The sequence below is a fragment of the Mycobacterium sp. DL genome, from assembly GCF_039729195.1.
GTDB lineage: Bacteria > Actinomycetota > Actinomycetes > Mycobacteriales > Mycobacteriaceae > Mycobacterium > Mycobacterium hippocampi_A.
In genome coordinates this window covers 5,464,654-5,490,042 of record NZ_CP155796.1, presented here as the reverse complement: position 1 = coordinate 5,490,042, position 25,389 = coordinate 5,464,654, and the positions used below count along the sequence as shown (strand labels likewise).

The 25,389-nt window shown below is 65.1% G+C and carries 26 protein-coding genes; 12 read left to right on the top strand and 14 right to left on the bottom strand.

The features are described 5' to 3' along the window. Positions 1-7: 7 nt before the first annotated feature. The 5 genes from ABDC78_RS26325 to ABDC78_RS26305 all read left to right on the top strand — a co-directional run bounded on the left by ABDC78_RS26325 (position 8) and on the right by ABDC78_RS26305 (position 3,676). A complete protein-coding gene (locus ABDC78_RS26325) occupies positions 8-1,168 on the top strand; it encodes a thiolase family protein (protein ID WP_178357026.1) in 1,161 nt (386 codons plus the stop codon). A gap of 106 nt (positions 1,169-1,274) precedes the next feature. Continuing rightward, positions 1,275-2,030 carry a hypothetical protein gene (locus ABDC78_RS26320; RefSeq protein WP_178357027.1) on the top strand — a complete coding sequence of 252 codons (756 nt, stop codon included), beginning with the start codon at positions 1,275-1,277 and terminating at the stop codon, positions 2,028-2,030. Then, on the top strand, positions 2,027-2,785 hold the full coding sequence (locus tag ABDC78_RS26315; protein WP_178357028.1) for a hypothetical protein: 759 nt from the start codon (positions 2,027-2,029) through the stop codon (positions 2,783-2,785). Before ABDC78_RS26320 ends, ABDC78_RS26315 begins: the two co-directional genes overlap by 4 nt. Beyond that, positions 2,782-3,378, top strand: a complete 597-nt coding sequence (locus tag ABDC78_RS26310) for a cytochrome c oxidase subunit 3 (RefSeq protein WP_178357029.1) — start codon at positions 2,782-2,784, stop codon at positions 3,376-3,378. Before ABDC78_RS26315 ends, ABDC78_RS26310 begins: the two co-directional genes overlap by 4 nt. 4 nt (positions 3,379-3,382) lie before the next feature. Then, positions 3,383-3,676 (top strand): cytochrome C oxidase subunit IV family protein, encoded by a 294-nt coding sequence (locus tag ABDC78_RS26305; RefSeq protein ID WP_178357030.1) that lies wholly within the window; start codon positions 3,383-3,385, stop codon positions 3,674-3,676. On the opposite strand, the gene ABDC78_RS26300 is transcribed toward ABDC78_RS26305, so the two are convergent. Continuing rightward, positions 3,664-4,287 (bottom strand): TetR/AcrR family transcriptional regulator, encoded by a 624-nt coding sequence (locus tag ABDC78_RS26300; RefSeq protein ID WP_178357031.1) that lies wholly within the window; start codon positions 4,285-4,287, stop codon positions 3,664-3,666. The two genes, ABDC78_RS26305 and ABDC78_RS26300, sit on opposite strands and share 13 nt — an antisense overlap. Before the next feature lie 148 nt (positions 4,288-4,435). Here ABDC78_RS26300 and ABDC78_RS26295 point away from each other — a divergent pair, with 148 nt between their 5' ends. Together ABDC78_RS26295 and ABDC78_RS26290 are read left to right on the top strand one after the other, a co-directional pair. After that, entirely contained in the window at positions 4,436-5,716 is a 1,281-nt protein-coding gene (locus ABDC78_RS26295; RefSeq protein ID WP_178357032.1) for a cytochrome P450, read from the top strand. Positions 5,717-5,850: 134 nt separating this feature from the next. Continuing rightward, positions 5,851-6,291 carry a hypothetical protein gene (locus tag ABDC78_RS26290; protein WP_178357033.1) on the top strand — a complete coding sequence of 147 codons (441 nt, stop codon included), beginning with the start codon at positions 5,851-5,853 and terminating at the stop codon, positions 6,289-6,291. On the opposite strand, the gene ABDC78_RS26285 is transcribed toward ABDC78_RS26290, so the two are convergent. Next, positions 6,292-6,720, bottom strand: coding sequence for a hypothetical protein (locus ABDC78_RS26285; protein ID WP_178357034.1), 429 nt, complete (start codon positions 6,718-6,720; stop codon positions 6,292-6,294). It lies immediately after the preceding gene. Between the two features lie 79 nt (positions 6,721-6,799). On the opposite strand from ABDC78_RS26285, the gene ABDC78_RS26280 reads away from it, so the two are divergent. Beyond that, entirely contained in the window at positions 6,800-7,318 is a 519-nt protein-coding gene (locus ABDC78_RS26280) for a hypothetical protein (protein ID WP_178357035.1), read from the top strand. Between the two features lie 39 nt (positions 7,319-7,357). Here the strand turns inward: ABDC78_RS26280 and ABDC78_RS26275 are convergent, their stop codons facing one another. Genes ABDC78_RS26275 through ABDC78_RS26220 form a run of 12 tightly spaced genes read right to left on the bottom strand, consistent with a single transcriptional unit; the run spans position 7,358 to position 21,866 of the window. Further along, positions 7,358-8,962: an MlaD family protein gene (locus ABDC78_RS26275; RefSeq protein WP_178357036.1), complete on the bottom strand. Its 1,605-nt coding sequence runs from the start codon at positions 8,960-8,962 to the stop codon at positions 7,358-7,360. Then, positions 8,962-10,296 (bottom strand): MCE family protein, encoded by a 1,335-nt coding sequence (locus ABDC78_RS26270; protein ID WP_178357037.1) that lies wholly within the window; start codon positions 10,294-10,296, stop codon positions 8,962-8,964. Before ABDC78_RS26270 ends, ABDC78_RS26275 begins: the two co-directional genes overlap by 1 nt. Beyond that, the gene (locus tag ABDC78_RS26265) at positions 10,293-11,786 is read right to left on the bottom strand and encodes an MCE family protein (protein WP_178357038.1); all 1,494 of its coding nucleotides are present in this window, start codon (positions 11,784-11,786) and stop codon (positions 10,293-10,295) included. The genes ABDC78_RS26270 and ABDC78_RS26265 overlap by 4 nt, the downstream gene beginning before the upstream one ends. Then, positions 11,770-12,873, bottom strand: coding sequence for an MCE family protein (locus ABDC78_RS26260; RefSeq protein ID WP_178357039.1), 1,104 nt, complete (start codon positions 12,871-12,873; stop codon positions 11,770-11,772). The genes ABDC78_RS26265 and ABDC78_RS26260 overlap by 17 nt, the downstream gene beginning before the upstream one ends. Further along, a complete protein-coding gene (locus tag ABDC78_RS26255; protein ID WP_178357040.1) occupies positions 12,874-13,899 on the bottom strand; it encodes an MCE family protein in 1,026 nt (341 codons plus the stop codon). It lies immediately after the preceding gene. Continuing rightward, complete coding sequence (locus ABDC78_RS26250) at positions 13,896-15,104, bottom strand: MCE family protein (RefSeq protein ID WP_178357041.1); 1,209 nt, start codon at positions 15,102-15,104, stop codon at positions 13,896-13,898. The genes ABDC78_RS26255 and ABDC78_RS26250 overlap by 4 nt, the downstream gene beginning before the upstream one ends. 8 nt (positions 15,105-15,112) lie before the next feature. Beyond that, entirely contained in the window at positions 15,113-15,970 is an 858-nt protein-coding gene (locus ABDC78_RS26245; protein WP_178357042.1) for an ABC transporter permease, read from the bottom strand. A 9-nt stretch (positions 15,971-15,979) separates the two neighbouring features. Continuing rightward, a complete protein-coding gene (locus tag ABDC78_RS26240) occupies positions 15,980-16,789 on the bottom strand; it encodes an ABC transporter permease (protein WP_178357043.1) in 810 nt (269 codons plus the stop codon). After that, on the bottom strand, positions 16,779-17,948 hold the full coding sequence (locus tag ABDC78_RS26235; protein ID WP_178357044.1) for a thiolase family protein: 1,170 nt from the start codon (positions 17,946-17,948) through the stop codon (positions 16,779-16,781). The genes ABDC78_RS26240 and ABDC78_RS26235 overlap by 11 nt, the downstream gene beginning before the upstream one ends. Next, the gene (locus ABDC78_RS26230) at positions 17,945-19,120 is read right to left on the bottom strand and encodes an OB-fold domain-containing protein (protein WP_178357045.1); all 1,176 of its coding nucleotides are present in this window, start codon (positions 19,118-19,120) and stop codon (positions 17,945-17,947) included. The genes ABDC78_RS26235 and ABDC78_RS26230 overlap by 4 nt, the downstream gene beginning before the upstream one ends. Positions 19,121-19,155: 35 nt before the next feature. Continuing rightward, the gene (locus ABDC78_RS26225; RefSeq protein ID WP_178357046.1) at positions 19,156-20,364 is read right to left on the bottom strand and encodes a CoA transferase; all 1,209 of its coding nucleotides are present in this window, start codon (positions 20,362-20,364) and stop codon (positions 19,156-19,158) included. After that, positions 20,361-21,866: an aldehyde dehydrogenase family protein gene (locus ABDC78_RS26220; protein ID WP_178357047.1), complete on the bottom strand. Its 1,506-nt coding sequence runs from the start codon at positions 21,864-21,866 to the stop codon at positions 20,361-20,363. The genes ABDC78_RS26225 and ABDC78_RS26220 overlap by 4 nt, the downstream gene beginning before the upstream one ends. Before the next feature lie 271 nt (positions 21,867-22,137). On the opposite strand from ABDC78_RS26220, the gene fabG reads away from it, so the two are divergent. Genes fabG through ABDC78_RS26200 form a run of 4 tightly spaced genes read left to right on the top strand, consistent with a single transcriptional unit; the run spans position 22,138 to position 25,370 of the window. Continuing rightward, complete coding sequence (fabG, locus tag ABDC78_RS26215) at positions 22,138-22,839, top strand: 3-oxoacyl-ACP reductase FabG (protein ID WP_178357048.1); 702 nt, start codon at positions 22,138-22,140, stop codon at positions 22,837-22,839. 47 nt (positions 22,840-22,886) lie between these two features. Then, positions 22,887-23,747 carry a mycofactocin-coupled SDR family oxidoreductase gene (locus ABDC78_RS26210; protein ID WP_178357049.1) on the top strand — a complete coding sequence of 287 codons (861 nt, stop codon included), beginning with the start codon at positions 22,887-22,889 and terminating at the stop codon, positions 23,745-23,747. 11 nt (positions 23,748-23,758) lie between these two features. After that, positions 23,759-23,953, top strand: coding sequence for a ferredoxin (locus tag ABDC78_RS26205; protein WP_178357050.1), 195 nt, complete (start codon positions 23,759-23,761; stop codon positions 23,951-23,953). Between the two features lie 46 nt (positions 23,954-23,999). Then, the gene (locus ABDC78_RS26200) at positions 24,000-25,370 is read left to right on the top strand and encodes a cytochrome P450 (RefSeq protein ID WP_178357051.1); all 1,371 of its coding nucleotides are present in this window, start codon (positions 24,000-24,002) and stop codon (positions 25,368-25,370) included. Positions 25,371-25,389 lie beyond the last annotated feature (19 nt).

Below are 25,389 nucleotides of genomic sequence, written 5' to 3'. Positions count from 1 at the left end.
ACTGAAGATGAGCAACTCCAACTCCGCCAACGATGTCGCGATCATCGGCGTGGGCCTGCATCCGTTCGGCCGGTTCGACAAAACCGCGATGGAGATGGGTGCCGAGGCGATCGATCTGGCGCTGGCCGACGCCGGTGTCGGGTGGAAGGACATCCAGTTCGGCTTCGGCGGCAGCTACGAGGTGTCCAACCCCGACGCCGTCACCCGACTGGTCGGCCTGACCGGCATCACGTTCACGAACGTCTTCAACGCCTGCGCCACCGCGGCATCGGCCATTCAGCAGACGGCCGACACGATCCGCCTGGGCAAGTACGACATCGGGATCGCGATCGGACTGGACAAGCACCCCCGTGGCGCGTTCACCGACGACCCCGCCAAGCTCGCGCTGCCGCAGTGGTACGCCGAGAACGGCCAGTTCGTCACCACCAAGTTCTTCGGTATGAAGGCCAACCACTACCTCCACAAACACGGTATCTCCGAGGAGCCCCTGGCGCGGGTGGCCAACAAGAACTTCCGCAACGGCGCGCTGAATCCGAATGCGTTCCGCCGCAAGGAGATCTCAGTCGACGAGATCATGGCGTCGCCGGTGCTGAACTATCCGTTGCGCCAGTTCATGTTCTGCGCACCCGACGAGGGCGCGGCCGCGGTCATCATGTGCCGCGGCGACCTCGCGCACAAGTACACAGCCAAGCCGGTGTTCGTGCGTGCCAGCGAGATTCGCACACGGACGTTCGGCGCCTACGAGGTGCACGCCACGTCCGCGCCGCTCGACGAGGATCCCTCGCCGACGGTGTTCGCCGCCAAGGCCGCCTACGAGGCGGCGGGCATCGGCCCCGAGGACGTCGACGTCGCGCAACTTCAGGACACCGACGCCGGCGCCGAGGTCATCCACATGGCCGAGACCGGTCTGTGCGCCGACGGCGAGCAGGAGAAGTTGCTGGCCGACGGTGCTACCGAGATTCACGGTGCCATCCCGGTCAACACCGACGGCGGTCTGATCGCCAACGGTGAGCCGATCGGCGCCTCGGGCCTGCGACAGGTGCACGAGCTGGTCCGCCAATTGCGCGGCGAAGCCGGCGACCGGCAGGTTCCAGGCGAGCCCCGCGTCGGCCTCGCCCAGGTCTATGGCGCACCCGGCACCGCCTCGGCGACCATCCTCTCACTCTGACGGCCACGCCCCGGCGACACTTCTGGATGTTCGGTTGCCGATCGGCTACTCTCTGCTGAGTAGCCGATCGACAACCGCTACAGGACGACGAATTGGGGTGTGCGGGATGCAGATTCTTGCTGAAGCCGAGGACCTGCCGAAGACGGCGAACATCAGAACACAACTGGTCGCCCTGTGGACGACTCCCGTTGTCGCCGTGATCCTGGTCGTCGCGTTCGTCGCCTTCCCCGGCTTCCTGCCGCCGATGTCGCCGTCGATGTCCGCCGGCGAGGTCGCCGCGTTCTACGCGGACAACACCGCGATGATCCGGTTCAGCATGATCACCTACAACCTGTGCGCGATCATGCTGCTGCCGTTCTTCATGGTGATCGTCGTACAGATGAAGCGGATGGCGGCCCAGAGTCACGCGTTGGCCTACTGCTATCTGACGGCGGTGGTCAGCGGGGCCACCATCTTCGCGCTGGCCAACATCTTCTACCTCGTTGCGGCCTACCGCCCCGACCGCAGCCCGCAGCTTCTGCTGCTTCTCAACGACCTGGCCTGGATCACGCTGGTGGCCCCCGTCGGCATGCTGGTCGCACAGAACCTGCTCCTCGCGCTCGCCGTGTACTTCGACACCAGCGCCCACGCCGGCCCGAATCCCGTATTCCCGCGCTGGGTAGGCCATTTCGCGGTCGTGACCGGGTTGGCGATGGCGCCGGCCGCCGCCGCCGCCGTCTTCCGCACCGGCCCGCTGGCCTGGGACGGTGCGATCTCGTTCTGGCTCCGCGTCGTCGCGTTCGCCCTGTTCGTCGTCGTCATGTTCTTCGTGCTCCGCACAACACTGCATCGGCAGGCGGTCGAGGAGGGCGTCGCTCGATGAGCACCGTCGTCACACCGAAGGCGGACACCCCCGCGAGCGGGTCTCGACCGGGTCCGGCGAGCAAACGCGACCTGTGGATCATCTTCTCGATCGTGCCCGCGTTCTACGCCGCGTTCGGGGCGATCTTCTTCCTGCTGGCAAGGGTCATGCCGCCACCACGGCCCGACGTCACCACCGAGCAGAAGGTCGAGTTCTTCGCCGCGCACACCACGACGATCCAACTCGGTTTCGGGCTGTTGATCCTGATCATCGGTGGCGCCGGGGTCGCCAACGGCATCGTGGTGTACCACATGAAACGCATGTCGGCCGGCTCGACCATGGCGTACGTGTACATGGGCGGCATGGCCGTCGGTGCCCTCCCGGGGTGCCTGCTGGTCGCCCTCTGCTTCCTGGTGGCGACGTTCCGTCCGGACCGCGATCCCGAGGTGCTGGCACTGCTCTACGACCTCGGATGTCTCTCCTACGTCGGCTCGCTGGGTTGTTTCACCGCCGCGTACTTCGGCTTCGCCGTCGCGATCCTCTACGACCGCAACAGGATCTTCCCGAAGTGGCTCGCCTACGTGACCATTTGGCAGATCGTCACCGAGATCATGGCGGCGCCGCTGTTCGTGTCTTCGGCCGGTCCGTTCTCCTGGAACGGTTCGATGTCGTTCTGGACCGGGACGGTGATCTTCGGTTTCTGGCTGTCGTGCGTGATCGTCTTCCTCAAGAAGGCGAACGAGGAACAGCCCGCCGACGAAACACCGCTGCCATGACGGAGACGACGCAGGCTCAGAACCGCACCACCAAGAGTGCGCCGACCACGCACGTTCCCGGCGACAACGCGATCTGGGTGATGGTGCTCGGCGACCTGATCATCTTCGGGTCGTTCTTCCTGATCTTCTCGGTGCACCGCGCCATGGCGCCACAGGAGTTCCTCGAGGCGCAGCAACACCTGAACCTCAACATCGGCGTACTGAACACCCTTGTGCTGCTGACGAGTTCGTGGTTCGTGGCGCGCAGCGTGCTGGCGGCCCGGGGCGGCAATCACGCCACCGCGATACGCCTGACCTACGCCGGCGGGGCCTGCGGACTGCTGTTCATCGGGATCAAGGCCTTCGAGTGGTCGACGAAGGTGGCCGAGGGCCACACGATCGTCGACAACGAGTTCTTCAGCTTCTATTACATGCTCACCGGCGTGCATCTGTTCCACGTGCTGCTCGGCCTGTTGATCCTGGGAATCGTTGTGCGGGAGTTGGGCAACCCGCGCAAGAGACGCATGGTGATGGTGGAGTCGAGCGCGACCTACTGGCACATGGTCGATCTTCTGTGGGTAGTGATCTTCGGCCTGTTCTACGTGATGCGGTGATGGTGTGACCACCACAGAGCTTCGCAGCGCCGGGTCGAGTCGCGCGATCACGATCGCCTGGCTGATCCTCTCGGCGATCACGCTCATATCGTGGTGGCTGGCTCCGGGCCACTCGGGAGGCCTCGCGACGGCCAGCGTGCCGATCACCGTGCTCGCGGTGCTCCTCGGATTCCTCAAGTGCCGGATGATCATCCGGTCCTTCATGGAGGTTCGCCACGCGCCTTCATGGCTGCGTCACAGCACCGATCTGTGGCTGGTCGTGCTGTGGGCTTCGGTGTTGGTGATCTACCTCTGGTGAACGGGCTGCTCATCACGATCGACCGACAGCGGCTCACCTTCCAGACGGCGCAGCCACTGCTCACAGAACGCGAAGGTCTCGGCATGGCCGGTCGACATCCCGAGCGCGCGTTCCATCACCATCATCTGCGACACGCTCGTCGCAAATATCGTCCAGACCACCGGCGGAACATCCGCAGACTCGATTCCGTGCTGGCGGAGCGCAGCGGCGATGGCCTTGTTCTGCTCGTCGCGGAAACGCTGGGCGTAGTAGGCGAGCTCTGCGCGCAGGGCCTTGCGGTGATTGGCCAGGCCCATGAACTCCATCGTCAACCGGGTGGCCTCCGGCGCCGTGCTGAACCGCCACAGTGCCCACAGCGGTTGCGGCGACTGCAGCGCGGTGTTGAGCACCGCCAGACCCTCCTCGGCCCTGCGGCGGAACACCGCCAGGAAGAGATCCTCCATGGTGCGGAAGTAGTAGTGCACCAGCTGCGGCTTGAGCCCCGCCTGATCGGCGACCCGACGAGAGGTGACCGCGGCATATCCTTCGTCGATCAGCAGTTGCTCGGCAGCGTCGAGCAACACGGTGCGATTCTTCGCATCCGGCGCGCCGATCCGTCGCGGCGATGCCATGGCTACCCTCGCTCCTCCACCGTTGCCGTCATGCCTGCGTGTCGCTTCGATCTTGACCCTAACTCTTACACCATGCTAAGCAGGTGCTCAGCATTATCGCGATCCAGAGAATCCCGCGATCCACACCCGTAGCCCCGGAGGCCCGCACATGAGTGACTTCGACACGATCGACTACTTCACCGATCAGTCCCTCGTGCCGGACCCGCACCCCTACTTCGACCACCTCCGCAGCAAGTGCCCCGTGGTGCGTGAACCGAACTACGGCGTGCTGGCCATCACCGGCTACGACGAAGCCGCCACGGTCCTCAAGGATCCCGACACATTCTCGTCGTGCATCGCGGTCGCCGGGCCGTTCCCACCGCTGCCGTTCACCCCGGAGGGCGATGACATCACCGGGCAGATCGCGGCCCACCGGTCACAGATGCCGATGTTCGAGCACATGGTCACCATGGATCCGCCGGAACACACCAATGCGCGTTCGCTGCTCAACCGATTGCTCACCCCGAGCCGGCTGAAGGAGAACGAGGACTTCATGTGGCGGCTAGCCGACGAGTGTCTCGACGATTTCCTCGCGGACGGCAAGTGCGAGTTCCTGAGTGCCTACGCAAAACCCTTCTCGCTGTTGGTGATCGCCGATCTGCTCGGTGTGCCGCAAGCCGATCACGAAGAGTTCCGCACCGTGCTCGGCTCCCCTCGGCCCGGCGCGGTCGTGGGATCGCTCGACCACAGCGACCTGGTCGGCCTCAACCCGCTCGAATGGCTCGACGAGAAGTTCGTCGGCTATCTCGAGGATCGCCGCGAGTCTCCCCGCGACGACGTCCTGACCGCTCTGGCCACCGCGAAGTACCCCGACGGATCAACCCCACCCGTCCTCGAGGTGGCCCGCTCCGCGACCTTCCTGTTCGCCGCAGGCCAGGAGACCACCACCAAGCTCCTGTCGGCGTCGCTACGGGTGCTCGGCGATCATCCCGACGTCCAGAACACCCTGCGCAACGACCGCAGTCGCATTCCGGTCTTCGTGGAGGAGGCGCTGCGGATGGACGCGCCGGTCAAGAGCCAGTTCCGGCTCGCGAAGAAGAACACCAAGGTGGGCGACATGGACGTGCCCGCAGGCACCACGTTGATGGTGTGCCCCGGCGCGGTCAACCGGGATCCGGACAAGTTCGAGCATCCTCACGAGTTCGACCTGAACCGCAAGAACGTGCGCGAGCACATCGCTTTCGGCCGCGGTGTGCACTCCTGCCCCGGAGGACCGCTGGCACGCGTCGAGGGACGGGTGTCCATGGAGCGCATCCTGGACCGGATGGGCGACATCAAGATCGACGAGGAGAAGCACGGACCCGCGAACGACCGCGCGTACAACTACGAGCCGACCTTCATCCTGCGGGGTCTGACCGAACTGAACATCACGTTCACCCCTGTCGGCTGACCATGCGACTGCTCGCCGGAATTGCATTCCACCAGACCCGCACTCGCGATTCCGCAAGCTGGAATGCAATTCCGGCGGCAGATGAGCCGGCCAAACCGGGGCGTATCTCAAGAAGCATGTTCTAAGATCTGAAAATGCTGTTCTGCAAGCCGATTCCAGCTGCCGCTATCACCGCGGTGGGCATGTTGACGGTCGGCGCGGTCGTCGCCATAGCGCCCGCCGGCGCCCAACCGGCATTGCACCACGTGCGCTACACCGTGGGCGCCAGTCAGGACATCGTCAACGCCGAGATCTACTACCGCGACGTACAACCCCCCAACTGGGCCGAATACAGCCACAACACGTACCTCTACACCCCGAACGCGGAAGCAAATCTGGGACCGGGTCAGCCATGGGTGCTCGAAGCCATGCTGGCCGACCCCGAAGACTGGGCCATGGTGGTCGTAGGCCTGCCGGGGCCCACCACTCCTGCGCTCGAGGCACCCGGCTTCGTCTGCGAGTTGCGTGTCGACGACGTCGTCGTCGCCACCGATTCGGGAACCAAAGGCGCACTCTGCTCGCTGCGTAACTGGTGACTACGGCGGAGGCGGGTTGCCTCCGCCCACCGACTGGTCGCCGCGCGCCCAAAAGGCCCGATTGTCCTTGACCACGCAGGTGAGGAAGAGTCCGTCCGGCGCCTGAGCCACCTCACCGTCGAGGCTGGGGCACAGGTCACCCTCGACCTTGATCCCGTGCATCTCCGGTGACCGGAACCATCGCGGCTCGTACCTCCGCGGCGACCCGCAGAACACCAGCCGGCCCCAATCAGTCACCCCGAAAACGTAATAGGTGGTGTTGTTGCAGTAGGAGCCCAGCACGATGTTGGGCGCGATCCCCGGCGTGCAATTCGGGTAGTTGCATTCGGCGCCGGGAGGCGGCGGTGGCGGTTGGGCGGCCGCGGGTGAAGCGGTCAGGACCCACGCGGGGGCGGCCAGGGCAGCCATCGCTGCGACGAGGAAACGCACTCCGCCATTTTTCCATGCGCGGGAACGAAATTCTCGTTATTGGAGAGCATTACTCCAGAAGCCCATTAGGCTGATGACCATGCGCGCTTTACGTGTGATGGGCGGCGTTGCCGCGACGACGCTCGCCGTCCTAGGCAGTCTAAGTGCCGCCCCCTCGGCTCAGGGGCAAGATTTCGGAGTCAGCATCTCCGGCACCTGGGAGGTGTACTCCGACGGAGAGTGGGCGAGGATGAACGAGGTCAAGTTCAAACAACTTCCCGTGCGCGAGACGTGGACTGTGAACGTGTCGTGCGTGAGCCCGATCGAGTGCACGGGCGAGGCCACGAGCAGCTTGGGGTGGACGGGCACGGTACGTCTGCGGGACTACTGGTTCATCGAACACGACGTGCCCAACTGGATGCCCTGCCCCAATGGCACATTCGCCACCGGACATCAGAAGTTCATCATGTGGGGCGTGGACCGCACCAACGAGGAACGACTTATCAAGGACTACACGTACATGGCGGGCCGCAACGTGACCAAGAGCGACAGTGGCGCGTGCGGCGTCAACAACCCGAAGGTCATCGAACTCCCCGTATCCGCGCAGAAGGTCGCCTAGCTGAAAGCTCTGTCCGGCAACTGATCACCTGCGGCGCTCTCAGGTCGGCAGCAGATCCTTCCATGTCTTCGGTGCGGCCCCGGTCGCCACCCGCTGCAGCGCGCCGTCGGCCGTCAGGTACTGGCCCGTCTCCGGATTGTAGTGAGCAGTGGCCACCGATGGTCCGCCAGAAGCGTTGGCGCCGAACGCACTCGGCGCTACGGGCAAGGGCTGGCCGGGAACCGTCGGCTCCTGCGGTGCCGGTGGTGCAGTGACGTTCGGCATCGGCAACGGCGGCGGGACGGGGGCCAGCTCCGGTGACCCCTGCGGGGTCCCGGACGGCGCCGCACCGGGCGGTAGCGGTGTGCCCTCCGTCGGGGCGAAGATGCGCTCTTCGAAGTCGACACGGTCATCGAGCGGGAGCCCCTGCGAGATCAGATTGGGGTCGAACGGATAGGGGCCGAGGAGGTGGTCGCGCATCGCCAACGGTTGATACCCCTTGGGGTCGTTGCAGAGTTGGACGGTGGGCGCTCGTTTTCCGGGATGCTCGATACAGGGGTAGTTGCGGGCGCCGCGGACGTTGAGCGGAGAGTCCTGCGGGAGTTTGCAATACAGCCCGTCGGGCGTTTCGAGCGTGGTCTCGTCTTCCGGTGAGCGCCACTGTGACGGCGGCAAGAAGCCGGTGGTGCACGGGTTCGGATCGCTGATGGTCAGGGCGAAGTCGCCGGCGGGCAACCCTGTCGGGTTGTTTGTGGGCAGGCCGAACGACTGCTGTGCCGCGATGATGCCGGGGAAGATCACGAGCAACTGCTCGATGGCCGGGTTGTAGGTCAGCAGGACCTGGCTCACGGTGGTGAGGTTGGCCAGCAGTATCGGCAGGGTGGGCTTCACCTGGTCGAGAAGCGAGCTGACCTCTTGGGCGAATCCCGGTCCGCGCTGCAGAATCGCGCGCAACTCCGGGTCGTTCTGGACGACCTGCGCGGTGACCCCGGACAGGCTGCGTGCCCACGTCCGGATCTCATCGGTGGTCTCGGCCTGTGACTCCAGCAGCGGACCGATGTCGTCGATCAGCGTGCGGGTCTCGTCGGACGCGCCGTTGATCTCGCCGGTCAACTCGGATGCGGAATCGAGCAGGGAACCGAACTCCGGGCCGGCCCCGTCGAACGCCTTGAACGTCTCGTCGAGCAGGTCGGGAATCCGGTCCTTGGGCAGGCTCTCCACCAGCGCGCTGAGCTGATCGAGCATGGGGCCGACCTGTTGAGGAATCGTGGTGGCCGACACCGGGATTCGTGAACCGTCCTCCAGGAAGGGCCCGGAGTCGGTGCGCGGACGGAGATCGACGTACTGCTCGCCGACCGCCGAGACGCTGAGAACGTCGGCCTGGAGATCCGCCGGGATCTTCGGAGACGTGTCGAGCGACAGAGTTGCTTCCGCGCCGTTCTCTGTCAACGCGACATCGGTGACCTTGCCGATCTGCACTCCGCGGTAGGTGACGTTGCTGAACCGGTAGAGACCGCCGGACGCGGGCAGTTCCAGCTTTACGGTCAGTCGACCGACGCCAAGCAGCGTGGGGACCTGCATGTAGGTGAAGATCATCACCCCGACACCGACGATCGACGCAATCGTGAAGATGATCAACTGGTTTCGTACAAACCGGGTCATCATCAGCCACCACCTCCTGGTGTCGGTGCCACGGCGGCAGGTGGCGCCGCAGGTGCGGGCGGTTGCTCTCCGTACGGGCCGGCGAAGATCTGCGATCCCGTGATCGGCTGTGCCTGCGGCAGCCACGGCGCGGCGGGCGGCGGTGGGCTCACCGGCAGCAGCGGTCCGGTGACAGGCGGCGCGGGCGCACCGGGTGCCGCGTCGGGCGGAGCCGGCATCGCTTCCCCGGGCGGCGGCGCCACCCCGATTTTCAGCGGGTCATAGGAGTAGTTCAGGTAATACGGGTCGCCGGGAGCGGGGATCAACTTGGCGTTCTCGTCACCCCACCGCGTTCCGAGCAGCAAGGTCTTCTTCAGACGTGGATAGGTGAGGTCGAATGTGGCGAAGAGGTTGATGTAGTCACCCTTGGTGATCTTCTCGGCGAAGCCCGGACCGTACGGAAAGGCCGAGGCCCACAGCAAGGCGAGGTTGAGATCGGGCCCGATGTCGGCCAGCGCCCCGAGGACCGGTCCGAGATTGTCCAGGTTCTCGACCAGGTCGTCACCGGCGTCATTGACCAAGCCGGTTGCCGTGTCGCTGAATTGCCCCAGCTTGTCCAGCGCGGTGGTGAACTGTGGACGCTCCCTGATGAGTACGTCGAGAGCCGGTGGAATGTCCTTGAGCGCACGGTCGATCGCGTCGGTCTGACCGGCGAATGTTCCGGCGACGCGCTGCAGCTGCCGGATCGACTCGATGATGTTGCCCTGCTGCTGTTCCAGTACCCCGACGAAGTCGTCGAGCCGGACCAGTAGGTCACGGATCTCCGATTCGCGTCCGGAGATGCCCGTGTTGAAGCTGTTGATGATGTCTCCGAGCTGACCGAGTCCCCCGCCGTTGACCACCGCCGAGAGCGACGACAGCGTCTGCTCGGTGGTGGGGTACGTCGACGAGGCGTTCAAGCCCAAGGTGGCACCGGGCTGCAACCTCCCGCTCGGCTCCTCACCGATCGGCGGGTTCAGCGCCAGGTGCATGGAGCCCAGCAGGCTGGTCTGCCCCACTGTCGCCACGGCGTTTCCCGGCACCACGACGTCAGGCTTGACCGAGACCTCCACGTTGGCGTGCCACGCGTCGACCGTCATCTGGCCGACACTCCCGACGACCACATCGTTGATCAGTACCGGCGAGTTCGACTCCAGCGTGGCGACATTGGCGATCTCGACGTGATAGGTGACCGCATCCGGTCCCCGGCCCACCGCCCCGGGAAGGGGAAGTGAGTTGACCCCCTGAAAGGCACACCCGGTCATGGACACGGCGACACTGCACCCGACAATCGTCCATCGCTTCAGCCCATGGATCATGACGGTGGCGTCCCTTCTGCCGGCAGCAGTGGCGCACCGGCGGGGGCCGGCGCGGGCGCCGGCGTCGGCGGCAGCAGCAACCCGTCGACCGTTGGAGGCGACTGCGCCGGAATGTTGGTCACGATGTTGGGCGGCCCGGGGATCGGCGCACCGGGGAACAACGCCGGTGACGGAATCGCCGGGGCATCGTCGTCGGTGGTGTAGATCCCGGGAGGACCCGCCGGCGCATTCCAGCCCGGCGGCGGTGGAACGTCCCCGGCTCCTGTGTAGGCCGACACCGTCGGCGGGATCTCGGGCGGATCCCCGGGTCCCGCGCCGCCGGGTGCGAGCTTCGGGTCGGTGTAGATGATCCGGTCCGGGCTGACCGCGGGCCTCAGGTAGGGGTTGATCGGGAACGGCAGGTTGCCGAAGTTGACCAACTTCAGCGCAGGGCCGAGGTACTGCGCGCACAGCTTGGCGGTCTCAGGGGCGGTGGTGTTCGCGATCCCTCCGATCAAGCCGCAGACGAACCAGACCGGGTTCGCGAAGTTGGACAGGGAGAAGGCGCCCGTCACCGATCCGCCGTTGGGGTAGTAGATGTTGTTGAAGTTGGCGATCGCATTCGGCGTGATGTGAAGCACGTTCTCGAGATCCAAACGGTTGTCGGACAGGACCTGGAGCACGCTTCCCAGGCTCCGGATCTGCTCGGAGGTCTGGTTTCTGCTGCCGGCCACGAATCGCTGCACCTCCCCCATCGCGATCGACAGTTCGGACAACGCCGCGTCGAGGTCGGACCTGCTGTCGTCGACCACGCTCGTCAGGCTGGCGAGGCGATTCTGGAACAGGACGATCTGGTCCTTGCTGTCGCGCAGCGCAGTGACGAAGACCTGCAGGTTCTTGATGATGTCGACGATGTCGCCGCTGCCCTCGGCGAAGATCCGCGCCGCACCCGAGAGCTGACTCAGCGTTTCCCGCAGCTTTTCACCGTTGCCGTCCAACGCATTTGCCGCACTGTCGACAAAACGTGAGATCGACGTACCGGACACTCCGGTTTGAGGCCCCAGTTCGGTGGCCAGTCGCGTCAACTGGGTCTTCACTTCGTCCCACTCGACGGGCACGGCGGTCCGGTCGCTGGGGATCACCCCGCCGTCGCCCATCGTGGGCCCGTCACCGCTGCGATAGGACGGCGTCAGCTGAACGTAGCGCGCCGCAACAAGATTCTGAGCAACGATCACGGCCTTGGCATCCGCTGGGATGTCCACGTCGCCGTCGACCTTGAGGGTCATCTTGGCCTGGGTGCCCTCGGGTTCGATCCTGTCGATGGTGCCGACCCCGACACCTGCCACCCGCACCTCGTCACCGGGGTAGATCGCCGTCGCCGTCGGAAAATACGCCGTGATGGTCTTCGGGCCGAAGAAGACCTGCCGCACGAGAAAGGCGGCGCCGGCGATCAACAGGATGGCCAGCACCAGCGCCGTGCCGGCCACCAGTCGCTTACGGGTTGCCATCATTGGGGAGATCTCCTGGCTGGGGAAGGCTGTTGACGGGGAACGGGAGTTCTGCCCGCGGTCCGGCATTGTCCGGCGGTTGGCCGGCGTCGATACCCCGCCGGAAGCCGAAGGCGTAGTCGAGGAACGGCTGTAACAACTGCGCCGGCTGGATGTTGGGGACCAACGCGTTGTAATAGGCGCCGTTCGAGACGATCTCGCCCTGGGTGAGGTAGTACTTCGCCGCGCCGGGCAGGATCTTGGCCAGGTTGTCCCGGTTGCGCTCCAGCATCGCCGTGACGTTGTTCAATCTCTCCAACGCGGGAGCCAACTCTTGTTCGTTGTCGGCGACCACACCGCTGAGTTCGCGCGACACCGTCGCGATGTTCGACAACAGGCTGGTGATCGCATACCTGCGGTCGTTGAGCACGGCCAGGAGGTCGTTGGCGTTCAGGATCAGCGCGTTGACCTGTCTACTGCGTTCCGAGAAGATCCCGGTGACGTCACCGGCGGTCCTCAGCAACTCCGACAGGCTCTCGTTGCGATTGTTGAGCGATCGGGACAACCGCGACAGGCCGTCGAAGGTCGGTCCCAGCTGCGGTGAGATCTGGTCGAGGGTCTGTGCGAGGGTGTCCAACGACTGGTTCAGCGAATCGGTATCGGTCTCAGCGGTATTCGCGGTGAGCTCACTGACGGCATCGGTCAACGAATACGGCGACGACGTCCGCGAGACCGGAATGACCTTCTGGGGATCGAGGCTGCCGTTGCCGTCGGAGTCCAGGGCGAGCACCCGCTCCCCGAGCAGCGTCCCGGTACGGATGTGCGCGGTGGTATCCGAGCCGAGCGGGTACTTGCCGGCCACGGTGAACCCGACGAGCGCATCACCGTTGTCGAGCCCGATCGATGACACGGAGCCGACCTTGATCCCGGACACCGTCACGTCGTTGCCGACGCTGAGGCCACCGGCCTCGGCGAACAATGCCTGGTAGCGCACGGAGGTGGCCCAGGACAGCAGGCGTTCGGGCTGCAACCCGACGGCGATGACCAGGATGATCACCACGACGCCGATGAAACCGGCTCTGGCGAGCTGAGATCCGCGATATTTCAGCATCTACTCGTCCACGCACCTTCCGGTCTCTTGTTTGATCCAGGGGAACACCACAGTGCGGCCCTCGAGATCACTGGCGCGGAAGGTGATACCGCAGATGTAGTACGGGAACCAGGCGCCGTAGGAGCCGACACGCGCGAGCTTGCGATAGATCTCCGGCAGGCGCTGGATGGTGGCGTCGAGCCGCTCCAGGTCGTTGTCGACGAACGGCGCGAGCCGGGCCAACTCGTCGACTGTGCCGGCCAGCGGCGCGCGCCCACGGCTGAGAAGGTCGGCGATCGACGCCGTGCCGTTGTCGAGGGCCTCGATGGCCGTGCCGATCGGGTCACGGTCGGTCGACAACCCACTGACCAGTTGCTCGAGTTTGTCTATCGCGCCCGAGAATTCATCGCCCTGTTCGGACAGCGTGCTCAGGACCGTCTGCAGGTCGCCGATCAACTGCTCGATCACCGCGTTGTTGTCCGCCAGCGAGTTCGTGAACGACGACGTCTTGGAGAACAGCGATTCGATGGTGCCTCCCTGGCCCTGCAGTATCTGGACCAGCGACGTGGTGAGGCCGTTGACGTCCTCGGGGTTCAGGCCCTGGATGACCGGTTTGAGTCCACCGAGCAACACATCGAGGTCGAGCGCCGGCACCGTCCGGGACACCGGTATCTGAGCGCCGGCCCCGAGAATCTGTGTGGAGTCCGGAGTGTCGACGAGTTCGAGGAATCGATCGCCAACCAGGTTCAGATACCGGATCGCTGCCTGGGTTCCGGTCGTCAGGGCGGTGCTGCGGTCGGTGTCGAACGTGACCAGCACGTTCCGGTCAGCTTGGAGTTCGACGTTTTTCACGGTGCCGACCCTGATTCCGGCGATCCGCACCGTGTCCCCCGACTGCAGCCGCGACGCATCCGTGAACACTGCCGAGTACTCGTTTGTCGCGCCGGTTCTGCTGTCGCTGAACACCAGGAACAGAAACGCGGTCAGCACCGCCATGACGAGGCCGAACGCCGTGAACTTGAGGAGCGTGCCTGTTGATCGGGTCATCCCGGCATTCCGATCTGCGCGGAGTTACGGGGGGGCCCGTCGAGCGGTCCGAACAGCCAGTTCTTGAGGCCCTCCGAGTTGAGCAGGATTCCCGAGTTGCCGTACTGCGCAGGGTTGGACCCGACATCGCCGACGACCAACGGTGGCACGAACTCGGGCGGCAGAGCCGGCAAACCGAGTTCGGCGCAGTAGTCGCGGCCGCCGCTCTTGGCGGCGACCTTCGGCAGATCGCCGGGATAACGGTAGCGCTCGACACCCAGTGTCAATCCAGCCGACACGAAGACACCCGAGAATTGCGGCGGGGTCTTCGCGAACGGGACAAGACCCCCGATGCCGCACCACAGCGACTTGCGGTACTCGCGGAGCAGATCGGTGGTCGGTACCAGCAGGCGCATGACGTCGGTGATGCCCTGCCGGTTCGCACCGACCACCTCGTTGCCGAGTTCAGCCAGACCGGTTGCACTGACCAGGAACTCATCGAGGTTGTCCTGTTCCTCGACGATGGAGTTGCTGAACGTGGAGGTGTTCTCGAGTATGGACACGAGGTCCTGGCCGGCATCGCCGTACGCGGTGAGCGCTGGGACGGACGCTTCGATGTCGCGGGCGAGGTTGGGCAGACTGGGTTCCAGTTCGGCCAGCAGCGCGTTGAAGTCGGACAACGTCGTGCCGAACTGCTCACCGCGGCCGCTGAACGCCTGCGCGATGGCGCCGAGGGTCTCGTTGAGCTTGACGGGGTCGATCTTGTCGAAGACCTGGACCAGTTGCTGGAACACGGTGTTGATCTCGACGGTGACGGCGTCGCCGCGCAACACCTGGTCTCTTCCCAAGGGCTGTGCTGTCGGTTCCGGCGGGGCCTCGAGTTGGACGAATTTGGCGCCGAAGACGGTCGACGACGCGATGTCGACGTTGACGTTCGACGGGATGAGGTGCAGTTGAGACGGATCCATGTCCAGTTGCAGAGTGGCGGTGCCATCCGGCCGATACTCGATCGACTTGACCTTGCCGACCTGAACTCCGCGCATCTTGACCTTGGCGTCAGGGTTCATCACAAGACCGGCGCGGTCCGAGATCACGGTGACGGGAACGGTTTCGGTGAAGCTCCCACGGAAAAGTCCGACGGACAGCGCGAAGATCGCGAGTAACGCGACGACCAGACCGAGCCCGGCCAGCGGCCGGACGTAGCTGGTACCACGATTGTTGCTCAACTCGTCTCCTAGCCCGACAGGTTGAAGTTGCCGTTGGCGCCGTAGATCGCCAGTGACACCAACAGTGTCACCGAGACCACGACCACCAGAGAGGTTCGCACTGCGTTACCCACTGCCGCGCCCACACCTGAGGGCCCACCGGAAGCGAAGAACCCGAAATAGGTGTGCACCAACAGGATCGCGATCGCCATCAGCACCGCCTGCAGGAACGACCACAACAGATCGATCGGGTTGAGGAAGGTGTTGAAGTAATGGTCATACAGGCCACCGGACTGGCCGAACAACACCACCGTGGTGAACTGAGAGGCCACGAACGACAGGATCACCGCGATCGAGTACAGCGGCGTGATCGCGATCATCCCCGCGACGATCCGCGTGGAGACCAGGTACTCCACCGACCGGATCCCCATGGAATCCAATGCGTCGATCTCTTCGTTGATCCGCATCGCCCCCAGCTGCGCGGTCACCCCGGCACCGAACGTCGCCGCCAACCCGATCCCGGCCACCACCGGAGCCGCGATGCGCACATTGATGAACGCCGCCAAGAACCCGGTCAAGGCCTCGATCCCGATGTTGCCCAGCGAGGAGTAACCCTGGATCGCCAACGTGCCGCCGGCGGCCAGGGTCAAGAACCCCACGATCACCACCGTGCCACCGATCATCGCCAACGTGCCCGCACCCATCGAGATCTCGGCGATCAGCCGGATGATCTCCTTGCGGAAGTGCACGGTCGCGTGCGGCACCCCGCCCAGCGCGCGGCCGTAGAACAGCACGTGGTCGCCGATGCGGCCCAATGTGCGCACCGGACGACCCGCATAATCCACCAGCCGCGGGAACCGCGACCGCACCACCGTCTGAGTACCCATCAGCGCGCCCTATCCCGTCGTCATCCGGATGCCGATGGCCGTGACCACCACGTTGATCACGAACAACGCCATGAACGCGTACACCACCGTCTCGTTGACCGCGTTGCCCACCGCCTTGGCCCCGCCGCCGGTGATCGTCAGCCCCCGATAACACGCCACCAGACCCGCGATCAGACCGAACAGCGCCGCCTTGACACACGAGATGATCACCTCGGGCACCCCGGTCAGCAGCGTGATTCCCGCCGCGAATGCCCCCGGATTCACATCCTGGACGAAGATCGAGAAGAAGTAGCCACCCAGGATCCCGATGATCACCACCAGGCTGTTGAGCAGTAGCGCCACCAACCCGGACGCCAGCATCCGCGGGGTCACCAGACGCTGCACCGGATTGATCCCGAGCACCTCCATCGCGTCGATCTCCTCGCGGATCGTGCGCGACCCCAGATCGGCACACATCGCCGTTGCGCCCGCACCGGCAACGATGAGCACCGTCACCAACGGGCCGACCTGGGTCACCGCACCGAAAGCCGCACCCGCACCGCTCAGATCCGCAGCCCCTAGTTCGCGCAGCAGAATGTTCAGCGTGAAGCTCACCAACACGGTGAACGGGATCGCCACCAACAACGTCGGCGCCATCGACACCCGCGCCACGAACCACGACTGCTCCAGGAACTCCCGCCACTGAAACGGCCGCACGAAGACGAACCGCACCGCATCCATCGCCATTGAGAAGAACCCACCGACAGCCGCCATCGCCCCCGACACACCGCTGGGCAACGCGATACCCGTCGACCAACGCTCCGGTCCCTTAGACGCCATAACCCTCTGGTCCCTCCAGGATCGTGACGGCCGATACGGCTGTCGGGCCGCCGATGTTGTGCGCCAGCGCGATTCGGGCACCGTCCACCTGATTGACGGCCTCACCTCGCAACTGTTGAAACAACTCGACGCACTGTGCCACACCGGTGGCCCCCGGCGGGTGACCTTTGGCTTTAAGTCCTCCACTGGGATTGACGGGCAGCGCTCCGCCGACGCTGGTCACTTCGGCCTCCAGAAGTTTGAAGCCCCCGAGCCTTTCGGCGAAGCCGAGATCCTCGTAGCTCATCAACTCGATTCCGGTGAGGAAGTCGTGCACCTCGGCGACGTCGACGTCGGCCGGGGTCATTCCGGCCATTCCGAATGCCTGCTTCGCTGCCCGGGTGGTCGCCGGCAACATCGTCAGGTCCGGCTTGTGCTGGTGCATCACCGAATCCAGACCCAGTCCGACCCCGCGGATCCAGACCGGCCGGTCGGTGAAGCGATCGACGACGTCCTCGGCGGCGATCACCAGTGCTGCGGCACCGTCGCTCTGCGGCGCGCAGTCGTAGAGCCGGAACGGGGTCACCACCGTCGGTGCGTTCAGGGCCTGCTCCATCGTGATCTCGAAGCGCAAGCGCGCCTTGGGGTTGTTCACTCCGTGGCGATGGTTCTTGACCGCCACCATGGCTAAGTGTTCTTCAGTTGCCGGAGATTCGTGGAGATATCGACGAACGTGTAAAGCAAATCCCGCCGGGGCCACCAGGCCGAGGGGGTAGTCCCAGGCCATGTCGCGCGTCATAGCCTCCCATTGCCAGAGCATGTCGGCCGATGTCGTGTCCCTCAGCTTGTCGGCGCCCATCACCAGCGCCACGTCGAACGCCCCGGCCGCGACGGCGAAAAGTGCGTTGCGCAGGGTGTCGTGTCCGGTCGCGCAGGAGTTCTCGATGCGGGTCACCGGCAAATCGGGCAGGCCGAGCGTGTCGGCGAGGATCCCGGACGGAAAACCGTCCGCGGTGCCCATGGCGCCGAACCAGGCGGCCTCCAGATCGGACTTCGACAGGCCCTTGTCCACCGTGTCGGCGCATTCGGAGTAGGCCATCGGGAGCAGATCCTTGATCCCGAGTGCGAAGTGCTCACCGAACGGCGTCATACCGGCGCCGACGATCGCCACCCTTCTCATGCGATCACCCGATCCGGTTCGAACGCGTAGCCGTAATCCGGCACACCCGAGCGCACCGCGACACGGCGGAGTGCGAGCCGTCCCCGCTCACCGATGTCGACCGCGCCGGCGGGAGCACCGGTCACCTTCACCAACGCGCGCACCCCGACATCGTCGAGGTCGACGATGACCAATGAGTACGGCGTCCGCAGACCGGGCACCGGGATGTGCACGGTGGTTTCCGTGTAGACCGAACCGGTGCGCGGCAGCGGGACCAACTCGTAGTCGGTGGCCAGTGCGCCGTCGGGTTCGACGCGGTATCGCGGCGGGAAGTCGAGGTCGCCGGAGTCGCCGAACCGTCCTGCCTCCCAACGGACTTTCGCCTCGAACGCCCGCTCGTAGGCGGCCAGTGAGATCGGGATCTCCGTACCGGCGATGTAAGTGCCCTCCGGCAGCGGACGCGGACCCGGTTCTCTGCGATGGATGTGGGCCACACCCCCGCTGACGGTGATGCCGGACAGGATCGCCTGTTCGACGGCAACAAGCGGACCGGTGGTGCCCCGTTCGGCCATCCCGGCCAGCGCGAAGAGACTCGAGCTGGCCCCCGTCGTCGGCAGTGCCGGCGGGTCCCCGAGACACAGGTCGGCCGCACGCTCATGATCGACCCCGGCCACCGCGGCCGGTGTGTCCAGCCAGGCCGCGGCGAGCGATGCGATCAGCCCTCGTTCGTGGAGCAGGCGCGGATCGCCGTAGTCGTGCACCACACCGGTGGACTTGCGAGTGCGAACCGGCAGACTGCGCGCCACCCGGGCGGCGGTGCGCACCTGCAGGCCGCGGTCGGCGGTCAGGATGGCGGCCGCACCGGCCGGCTCCAGGTCACTGCCGATGATCAGCGTCCTGGGCCGGGCCGAGCTGACGGCGTCGACGGTCGCCGGAGCGCCGCCGAGCCGCTCGTCGACCTCGAGTTCGGGATCCAGTCCCAGGCCCGCGAGAAGAACCGCGGCGTTGCTGGTTTCCAGAAGGGGAAAGTCCCGGCTCACCAGCACGACCCGCTCGACCGCGCCGCCTCCCGCCAACGCTGCACGACCCGCCTCGACGGCCATCGTGACGGCGTCCTCGTCGTCGCCGGCCACCCGCTGCAGGGGTGAACCCCAGCACGGCAGGTAGGTGCCGACGGACACGACGTAGGGCATCTTTGTCTTTCTTCAGTGGTTGGGTGGCGGCAGATTCAGGTGACGGCGCCGGCCGTCTTGAGCTCGATGATTCTGTCCCAGTCCAGGCCCAGTTCGAGCAGGATCTCGTCGGTCTGTTCGGCGAACCCGGGTGCCGGACCGGTGTGCGGGGCCGCCACGTCGAATTGCACCGGGTTGGCGACCAATTCGAGTTCGCCCGCCTGGACCATGTACTCGTTCGCCCGGACCTGGGCGTCCTTGGCGGCCTGAAGGGTGTCCTGCACCGGCGCCCACGGACCGAGCAAGGTTGCGAACCGCTCGCTCCACTCGACCAGCGGACGCTTCTTCATGGCTTCGGTGAGGATTTCGTTGGCCGCGGCGGTGTTCTCGGCGATGGCCTCGACCGTGGCGAATCGGGGGTCGTCGACGAGTTCGTCGAGGTCCATGTGCCGGCACACATCGGCCCAGAACTTGGTGGGCTGCATCATCACAAAGGAGATGTAGCGGTCGTCTGCGGTGGGATACAGGCCGACGAGCGGATTGGTCGGCGACCCGTGCACACCGGGCGGGAAGGCCTCCATGCGCTCACCGAGGTGATTGGTCAGCGCCACCGTGTGCCCCATCGCCCACAACCCGCTGCCCAGAAGCGAGACGTCGACCACCGATGCCTCGCCGGTGCGTTCGCGCTTCAACAATGCCGCGGCGATACCGCCGGCGAGATTGGTCCCGGAGATGGTGTCGCCGTACGCCGGTCCCGGCGGGCCGATCATGCCGGGCATCTCCGGCGGGGTGATGGTCCGTGCCGTGCCTGCGCGGCACCAGAAGGCGGTCATGTCGTAGCCGCCCTTGACCGACTCCTCGCCCCGTGGTCCCAGCGCGCTGCCGCGGGCATAGATGATCGTCGGATTGACTGCGCGGATGTCGTCGACGTCGATGCCGAACTTGGTCCGGTGACCGGGCAGGAAGCTGGTCAGGAACACGTCCGCGCCCCGCGCGAGCTCGAGCAGGACCTCCTTGCCCTCGGGAGTGGACATGTCGAGTCCGATGCTGCGTTTACCGCGGTTTGCGTGCTCGATGTTCGGGTTGGGGTCGCCCTCCACCCGCAGCAGCCCGGTCTGTCGCAGCCCTCGCTGCGGATCTCCGGTGACGGCGTGCTCGACCTTGATGACGTCGGCACCCCACTCACCCAGTACCGCGCCGGCCGACGGCACGAAGCCGTACATCGCGACCTCGAGGACCCGAATCCCTTCCAACGGGCGGGTCATGACGTCGCCCCGGGCAGCACGGTCGCGAATGTCTTCGTTTCCAGGAACTCCTCGAGACCGGCCGTCCCCATCTCGCGGCCGATGCCCGACTGCTTGTAGCCACCGAACGGGCTGTCCGGGCTGAAATAGTTGCCGCCGTTGATCGAGAAGGTTCCGGTGCGGATGCGTCTGGCGATTGCCAGAGCCCGCTCCTCACTGCCGAAGACCGCGCCGGACAGGCCGTAGATGGAGTTGTTCGCGATGCGCACTGCGTCGTCGTCGTCCTCGTAGGCGATGACGACGAGGACCGGCCCGAAGACCTCTTCCTGGGCGATCTCGCTGTCCGGGTCGACGTCCGCGAGCAGGGTCGGTGTGAAGAAGTATCCGGGGTCGACCTTTTCGCCGCCGGTGACCAGTGTCGCCCCGGCGTCGACGGCTCTTTTCACCATGCCGTCGACTTTGTCGCGCTGTTTCTCGCTGATCAGCGGCCCCATGTAGGTCTTGGGGTCACCGGGGTTCCCGTACCGGACCATGCCGAAGTTGGCCTTGACCATCTCGACGATCTCGTCCTTGTGCTTCTTCGGAACCAGCAGCCGCGACGTGAGCGCGCACCCCTGGCCCGCGTGCGTCACCATGCTGAACGCCGAGAACAGAGCTGCGGTACCGAAGTCCGCGTCATCGAGCACGATCGCCGCCGACTTACCCCCGAGCTCGAGGAAGACCTTCTTGAGCGTCTCGCTGGCGGCGGCCATGATCCGGCGCCCTGTCGGTGTGGACCCGGTGAACGTGACGACGTCGACGTCGGCGCTGGTGGTGAGCACCGCGCCGACCTCCGGATCGGCACCGGAGAGCACGTTGACGACCCCTGCCGGGATGTCGGTGTGGTTGGCGATGAGTTCGCCGAGCGCCAGGCTGATCAGCGGGGTGTCCGGCGCGGACTTGAGGACGACGGTGCAACCGGCGGCCAGCGCGGGCGCCAGCTTGGCCAGCGCGAGCTGGTTGGGATAGTTGTAGGCGATGATCGCGGCGACCACGCCGGCCGCTTCCTTCTCCACCCAGCGGTGGTGCTGCATTCCGCGGCTCTCGATGTTGCCGAGATCCTCGGTCATCGGATAGCTCTTCAACAGATCGGCGTAGTAGCGGACGATCTCGATCGGCTGATCCAGTTGCGCGCCCTGGCAGAGGGCCTCGGTGGCTCCGACCTCGGCAATGGTCAGCGCGGCAAGCTCGTCGCGGTGGTCGACGAGCGCTTGGTGAAGTTGCTCGAGGCACCGGATCCGCAGCCCGGTGTCGGTCGACCAGTCAGTGGTGTCGAACGCCTGGCGCGCCGCGGCCACTGCGGCCCGGGCTTCGGCGACGGAGGCGTCGGGGGCGTGGCCGAGCACTTCCCCGGTGGCCGGATTCAGTGAAGGAAACGTCCGATCGGTCTCGAGCAGACGTCCGTCGATCAAGAGTCGCCGGTCTGCCTGCGACGTGCTCGCTTCGCCCTGGCGGTCACCCGAGATCGTGGCTGTTTCCTGCATCATCCTCCTCCAGGAGCTGTGACTTCACGGGGTTAAAGTGCGCGTATGTGATGGAAACTGCATTCTCATCCACGGCGAATCATACATTCGCGAGATGAGAACTCAAGAAATTCGACAGAACCGTCACTGCCTGCAAGAAACGGTGCGACAATCGGCCGTCAAACGTCTCACCAGTGCGAACAGACTGCCCAACATGTCTTGCGAGACTGCAGTATGCGAGAGTACGGTTCTCATAATCGGGAGGACGATTCTTGAAGGATGAGGGCTGCGCGTGAAGAACGCTGTCGTGACCGGAGGCGGCTCGGGCATCGGGGCGGCCATCGCGACCCGCCTGCGGGCAGATGGTCTACAGGTCGCCACGATCGATCTGAATCCCGACGAGGAGAAGTTCTCCTACGTCGCGGATGTCACCGACCGGGCGGCGGTCGACGCCGCACTCGGCGAGATCCGTGCCGAACTGGGCCCGATCACGGTGCTCGTCAACGCCGCAGGGCTGGACCGATTCAAGCGTTTCGTCGATCTGTCATTCGAGGACTGGCAGAAGGTTGTCGACGTCAACCTCAACGGCGTCTTCCACTGCACCCAGGCCACGCTGCCCGACATGATCGAGGCCGGGTGGGGACGCATCGTCAACATCTCGTCGTCGAGCACGCACTCGGGCCAACCGTTCATGGCGCCCTATGTCGCTGCCAAATCGGCAGTCAACGGGCTGACCAAGTCGCTGGCACTCGAATACGGCCCCGACGGCATCACGGTCAACGCGGTCCCCCCGGGTTTCATCGACACTCCCATGCTCCGCAAAGCGGAAAAGCGTGGCTTCCTCGGCGACACCCAGAAGCAGATCGATGCGACGCCGGTGCGGCGCATCGGTCGCCCCGAGGACATCGCCGCTGCCTGTGCCTTCCTCATCTCCGAAGAGGCCGGCTACATCACCGGACAGATCCTCGGCGTCAACGGCGGCCGCAACACCTAAGACAAGCCGACGGCAAGCTCGACAGAGAACCGAAAGGACTATCACTCATGGGACGCGTTCAAGGGAAGGTCGCCTTCATCACCGGCGCCGCACGCGGACAAGGGCGCAGCCATGCCGTCCGACTCGCCGAAGAGGGCGCCGACATCATCGCGGTGGACCTGTGCGAGAACGTCGACACCATCGGCTACCCGCTGGCGACTGCGGAGGATCTCGACGAGACGGCCGCGTTCGTCGAGAAGACCGGCCAGCGGATTGTCACCGCAAAGGCCGACGTTCGCGATGCAGCGCAGCTGAAGAAGGCGCTCGAGGACGGCATCGCCCAACTCGGCGGCCTGGACATCGTCGTCGCCCAGGCTGGTATCGCCGGCATGAAGGGCAGCCCGCCGATGCAGACGTGGACCGACGTCATCAACACCAACCTGGTCGGCACCATCAACGCCATCCAGGTCGCGCTGCCTCATCTCAAAGAAGGCGCGTCGATCGTGGCGACCGGTTCAACGGCGGCGTTGATGGATGCGCACGACAAGCCCAACCCGGGCGGCGATCCGGGTGGCAAGGCCTACATGACCTCCAAACGGCTGCTGTCCGAATACGTTCACGACATCGCCACCGAACTTGCCGTTCGCGGCATCCGCGCCAACGTCGTACATCCGACGAACTGCAACACCGACATGCTGCAGAGCCCGCCGATGTACCAGTCGTTCCGGCCCGACCTGGAGAATCCCACCCGCGCGGACGCCGAGCCGGTCTTCGGCATCCAACAGGCGATGAAGGTCAACTTCATCGAGCCGGAGGACATCAGCAATGCCATTCTCTGGTTGGTGTCCGATGAGGCCCGGTACGTCACCGGCATGCAACTGCGCGTCGATGCGGGCGGTTATCTGAAGTGGTACGACTACCACAAATAGGAGGAAACGTCGTGAAAGTTTGGGTCGACTCGGAGCGCTGTCAGGGACACACCCTGTGCTCGATGATCGCGCCGGACTCGTTCGAGCTCAGCGACATCGACGGCACCGCCTCGCCGGTCAACGAAGTGGTGCCGGCGGATCAAGAAGACGCGGTTCGCGAGGCAGCACACTCGTGCCCGGAACAGGCCATCTCCATCGAAGACTGACCATGCGCCGCACCCGAGAACCGCAAATTACAGGGAGACAAGAACTTTGAGTGTCGACGACGTCGTGAACGGCACCGCCGACGACAGCCACAGGAAGACGACCTACCACTTCGACCGGCACACGCCCGAGTACCGGTTGCAGTTCGAGAAGATCACCGAAGAGATGCAGGACAAGTGTCCGCTGGCGTGGACCGATACCTACGACGGGCACTGGGTGGCCGCCGACAGCAAGCATGTCTTCGAGTTGGCGCGCTGCCCCGTGGTGTCCAATCACCACGACATCACCGGCGAAACCCCGTTCAAGGGCATCACCATCCCGAAGGCCAGTCGAGCCACCGTCGTGCGCGGCGGCATCCTCGAGATGGACGAACCCGAACACAGCACCTATCGGGGAGCGCTGAATCCCTACCTGTCGCCGGCGGCGATCAAGCGGTGGGAGCCGTTCGTCGACGAGATCACCCGCGCCGCACTGGACGAGCACGTCGAGTCGGGGCATATCGACTTCGTCGAACACCTGGCCAACGTCGTGCCCGCGGTGTTCACGCTGGCGATGATGGGCATCGATCTGAAGAAGTGGAACGTCTACAGCGAGCCCACGCACGCCTCGGTGTACACCCCTGAGCACGCTCCCGAACGCGAGAAGATCAACGAGCAGCATCGCGAGATGGGGATCGACATCATCAACAACATGATGGCGATCCGCGAGAACCCGCGGCCCGGCTTGGTGAATGCGCTGCTGCAGTTGCGGATCGACGGTGAGCCCGCACCGGACATGGAGATCCTGGGTAATCTCGGGCTGATCATCGGCGGCGGATTCGACACCACGACGGCGCTCACCGCACACGCGCTGGAATGGCTGGGCGAGCATCCCGAAGAGCGCGAACGACTCAGCCGGGACCGGGCGACGCTGCTGAATCCCGCCACCGAGGAGTTCCTGCGCTTCTTCACACCCGCACCCGGGGACGGCCGGACGTTCGCCGACGACGTCGAGGTCGACGGCCAGGAATTCAAGAAGTACGAGCGACTGTGGTTGTCCTGGGCGATGGCCAACCGCGACCCGTCGGTGTTCGACAGCCCCAATCAGCTCGTGATGGACCGGAAAGGCAACCGGCACTTCAGCTTCGGCATCGGGGTCCACCGTTGTGTGGGGTCCAACGTGGCACGCACGGTGTTCAAGTCGATGCTCACCGCGGTGCTCGACCGGATGCCTGACTACGTGTGCGACCCCGAGGGCACAGTGCACTACGACACCATCGGCGTCATTCAAGGCATGCGCAATCTGCCCGCCACGTTCACACCGAGCAAGCCCAAGGGTCCCGGACTGGACGAGACACTCGAGAAGCTGCAGCGGATCTGCAACGAGCAGGAGCTTGCACGGCCGATCACCGAGCGCAAGGAAGCCGCTGTTATCGACTGATTCGCAACGGGCTTCCGCG

Bases quoted from the DNA above. Each gene is read 5' to 3' on its own strand.
- ABDC78_RS26290 (WP_178357033.1), top strand. From the start codon at position 5,851: ATGCTGTTCTGCAAGCCGATTCCAGCTGCCGCTATCACCGCGGTGGGC.
- ABDC78_RS26265 (WP_178357038.1), bottom strand. From the start codon at position 11,786: ATGATGGCAACCCGTAAGCGACTGGTGGCCGGCACGGCGCTGGTGCTG.
- ABDC78_RS26270 (WP_178357037.1), bottom strand. From the start codon at position 10,296: ATGATCCATGGGCTGAAGCGATGGACGATTGTCGGGTGCAGTGTCGCC.
- ABDC78_RS26210 (WP_178357049.1), top strand. From the start codon at position 22,887: ATGGGACGCGTTCAAGGGAAGGTCGCCTTCATCACCGGCGCCGCACGC.
- ABDC78_RS26315 (WP_178357028.1), top strand. From the start codon at position 2,027: ATGAGCACCGTCGTCACACCGAAGGCGGACACCCCCGCGAGCGGGTCT.
- ABDC78_RS26220 (WP_178357047.1), bottom strand. From the start codon at position 21,866: ATGCAGGAAACAGCCACGATCTCGGGTGACCGCCAGGGCGAAGCGAGC.
- ABDC78_RS26230 (WP_178357045.1), bottom strand. From the start codon at position 19,120: ATGCCCTACGTCGTGTCCGTCGGCACCTACCTGCCGTGCTGGGGTTCA.
- ABDC78_RS26240 (WP_178357043.1), bottom strand. From the start codon at position 16,789: ATGGCGTCTAAGGGACCGGAGCGTTGGTCGACGGGTATCGCGTTGCCC.
- ABDC78_RS26225 (WP_178357046.1), bottom strand. From the start codon at position 20,364: ATGACCCGCCCGTTGGAAGGGATTCGGGTCCTCGAGGTCGCGATGTAC.
- ABDC78_RS26280 (WP_178357035.1), top strand. From the start codon at position 6,800: ATGCGCGCTTTACGTGTGATGGGCGGCGTTGCCGCGACGACGCTCGCC.
- ABDC78_RS26300 (WP_178357031.1), bottom strand. From the start codon at position 4,287: ATGGCATCGCCGCGACGGATCGGCGCGCCGGATGCGAAGAATCGCACC.
- ABDC78_RS26325 (WP_178357026.1), top strand. From the start codon at position 8: ATGAGCAACTCCAACTCCGCCAACGATGTCGCGATCATCGGCGTGGGC.
- ABDC78_RS26295 (WP_178357032.1), top strand. From the start codon at position 4,436: ATGAGTGACTTCGACACGATCGACTACTTCACCGATCAGTCCCTCGTG.
- ABDC78_RS26260 (WP_178357039.1), bottom strand. From the start codon at position 12,873: ATGCTGAAATATCGCGGATCTCAGCTCGCCAGAGCCGGTTTCATCGGC.
- ABDC78_RS26255 (WP_178357040.1), bottom strand. From the start codon at position 13,899: ATGACCCGATCAACAGGCACGCTCCTCAAGTTCACGGCGTTCGGCCTC.
- ABDC78_RS26310 (WP_178357029.1), top strand. From the start codon at position 2,782: ATGACGGAGACGACGCAGGCTCAGAACCGCACCACCAAGAGTGCGCCG.
- ABDC78_RS26235 (WP_178357044.1), bottom strand. From the start codon at position 17,948: ATGAGAAGGGTGGCGATCGTCGGCGCCGGTATGACGCCGTTCGGTGAG.
- ABDC78_RS26320 (WP_178357027.1), top strand. From the start codon at position 1,275: ATGCAGATTCTTGCTGAAGCCGAGGACCTGCCGAAGACGGCGAACATC.
- ABDC78_RS26275 (WP_178357036.1), bottom strand. From the start codon at position 8,962: ATGATGACCCGGTTTGTACGAAACCAGTTGATCATCTTCACGATTGCG.
- ABDC78_RS26245 (WP_178357042.1), bottom strand. From the start codon at position 15,970: ATGGGTACTCAGACGGTGGTGCGGTCGCGGTTCCCGCGGCTGGTGGAT.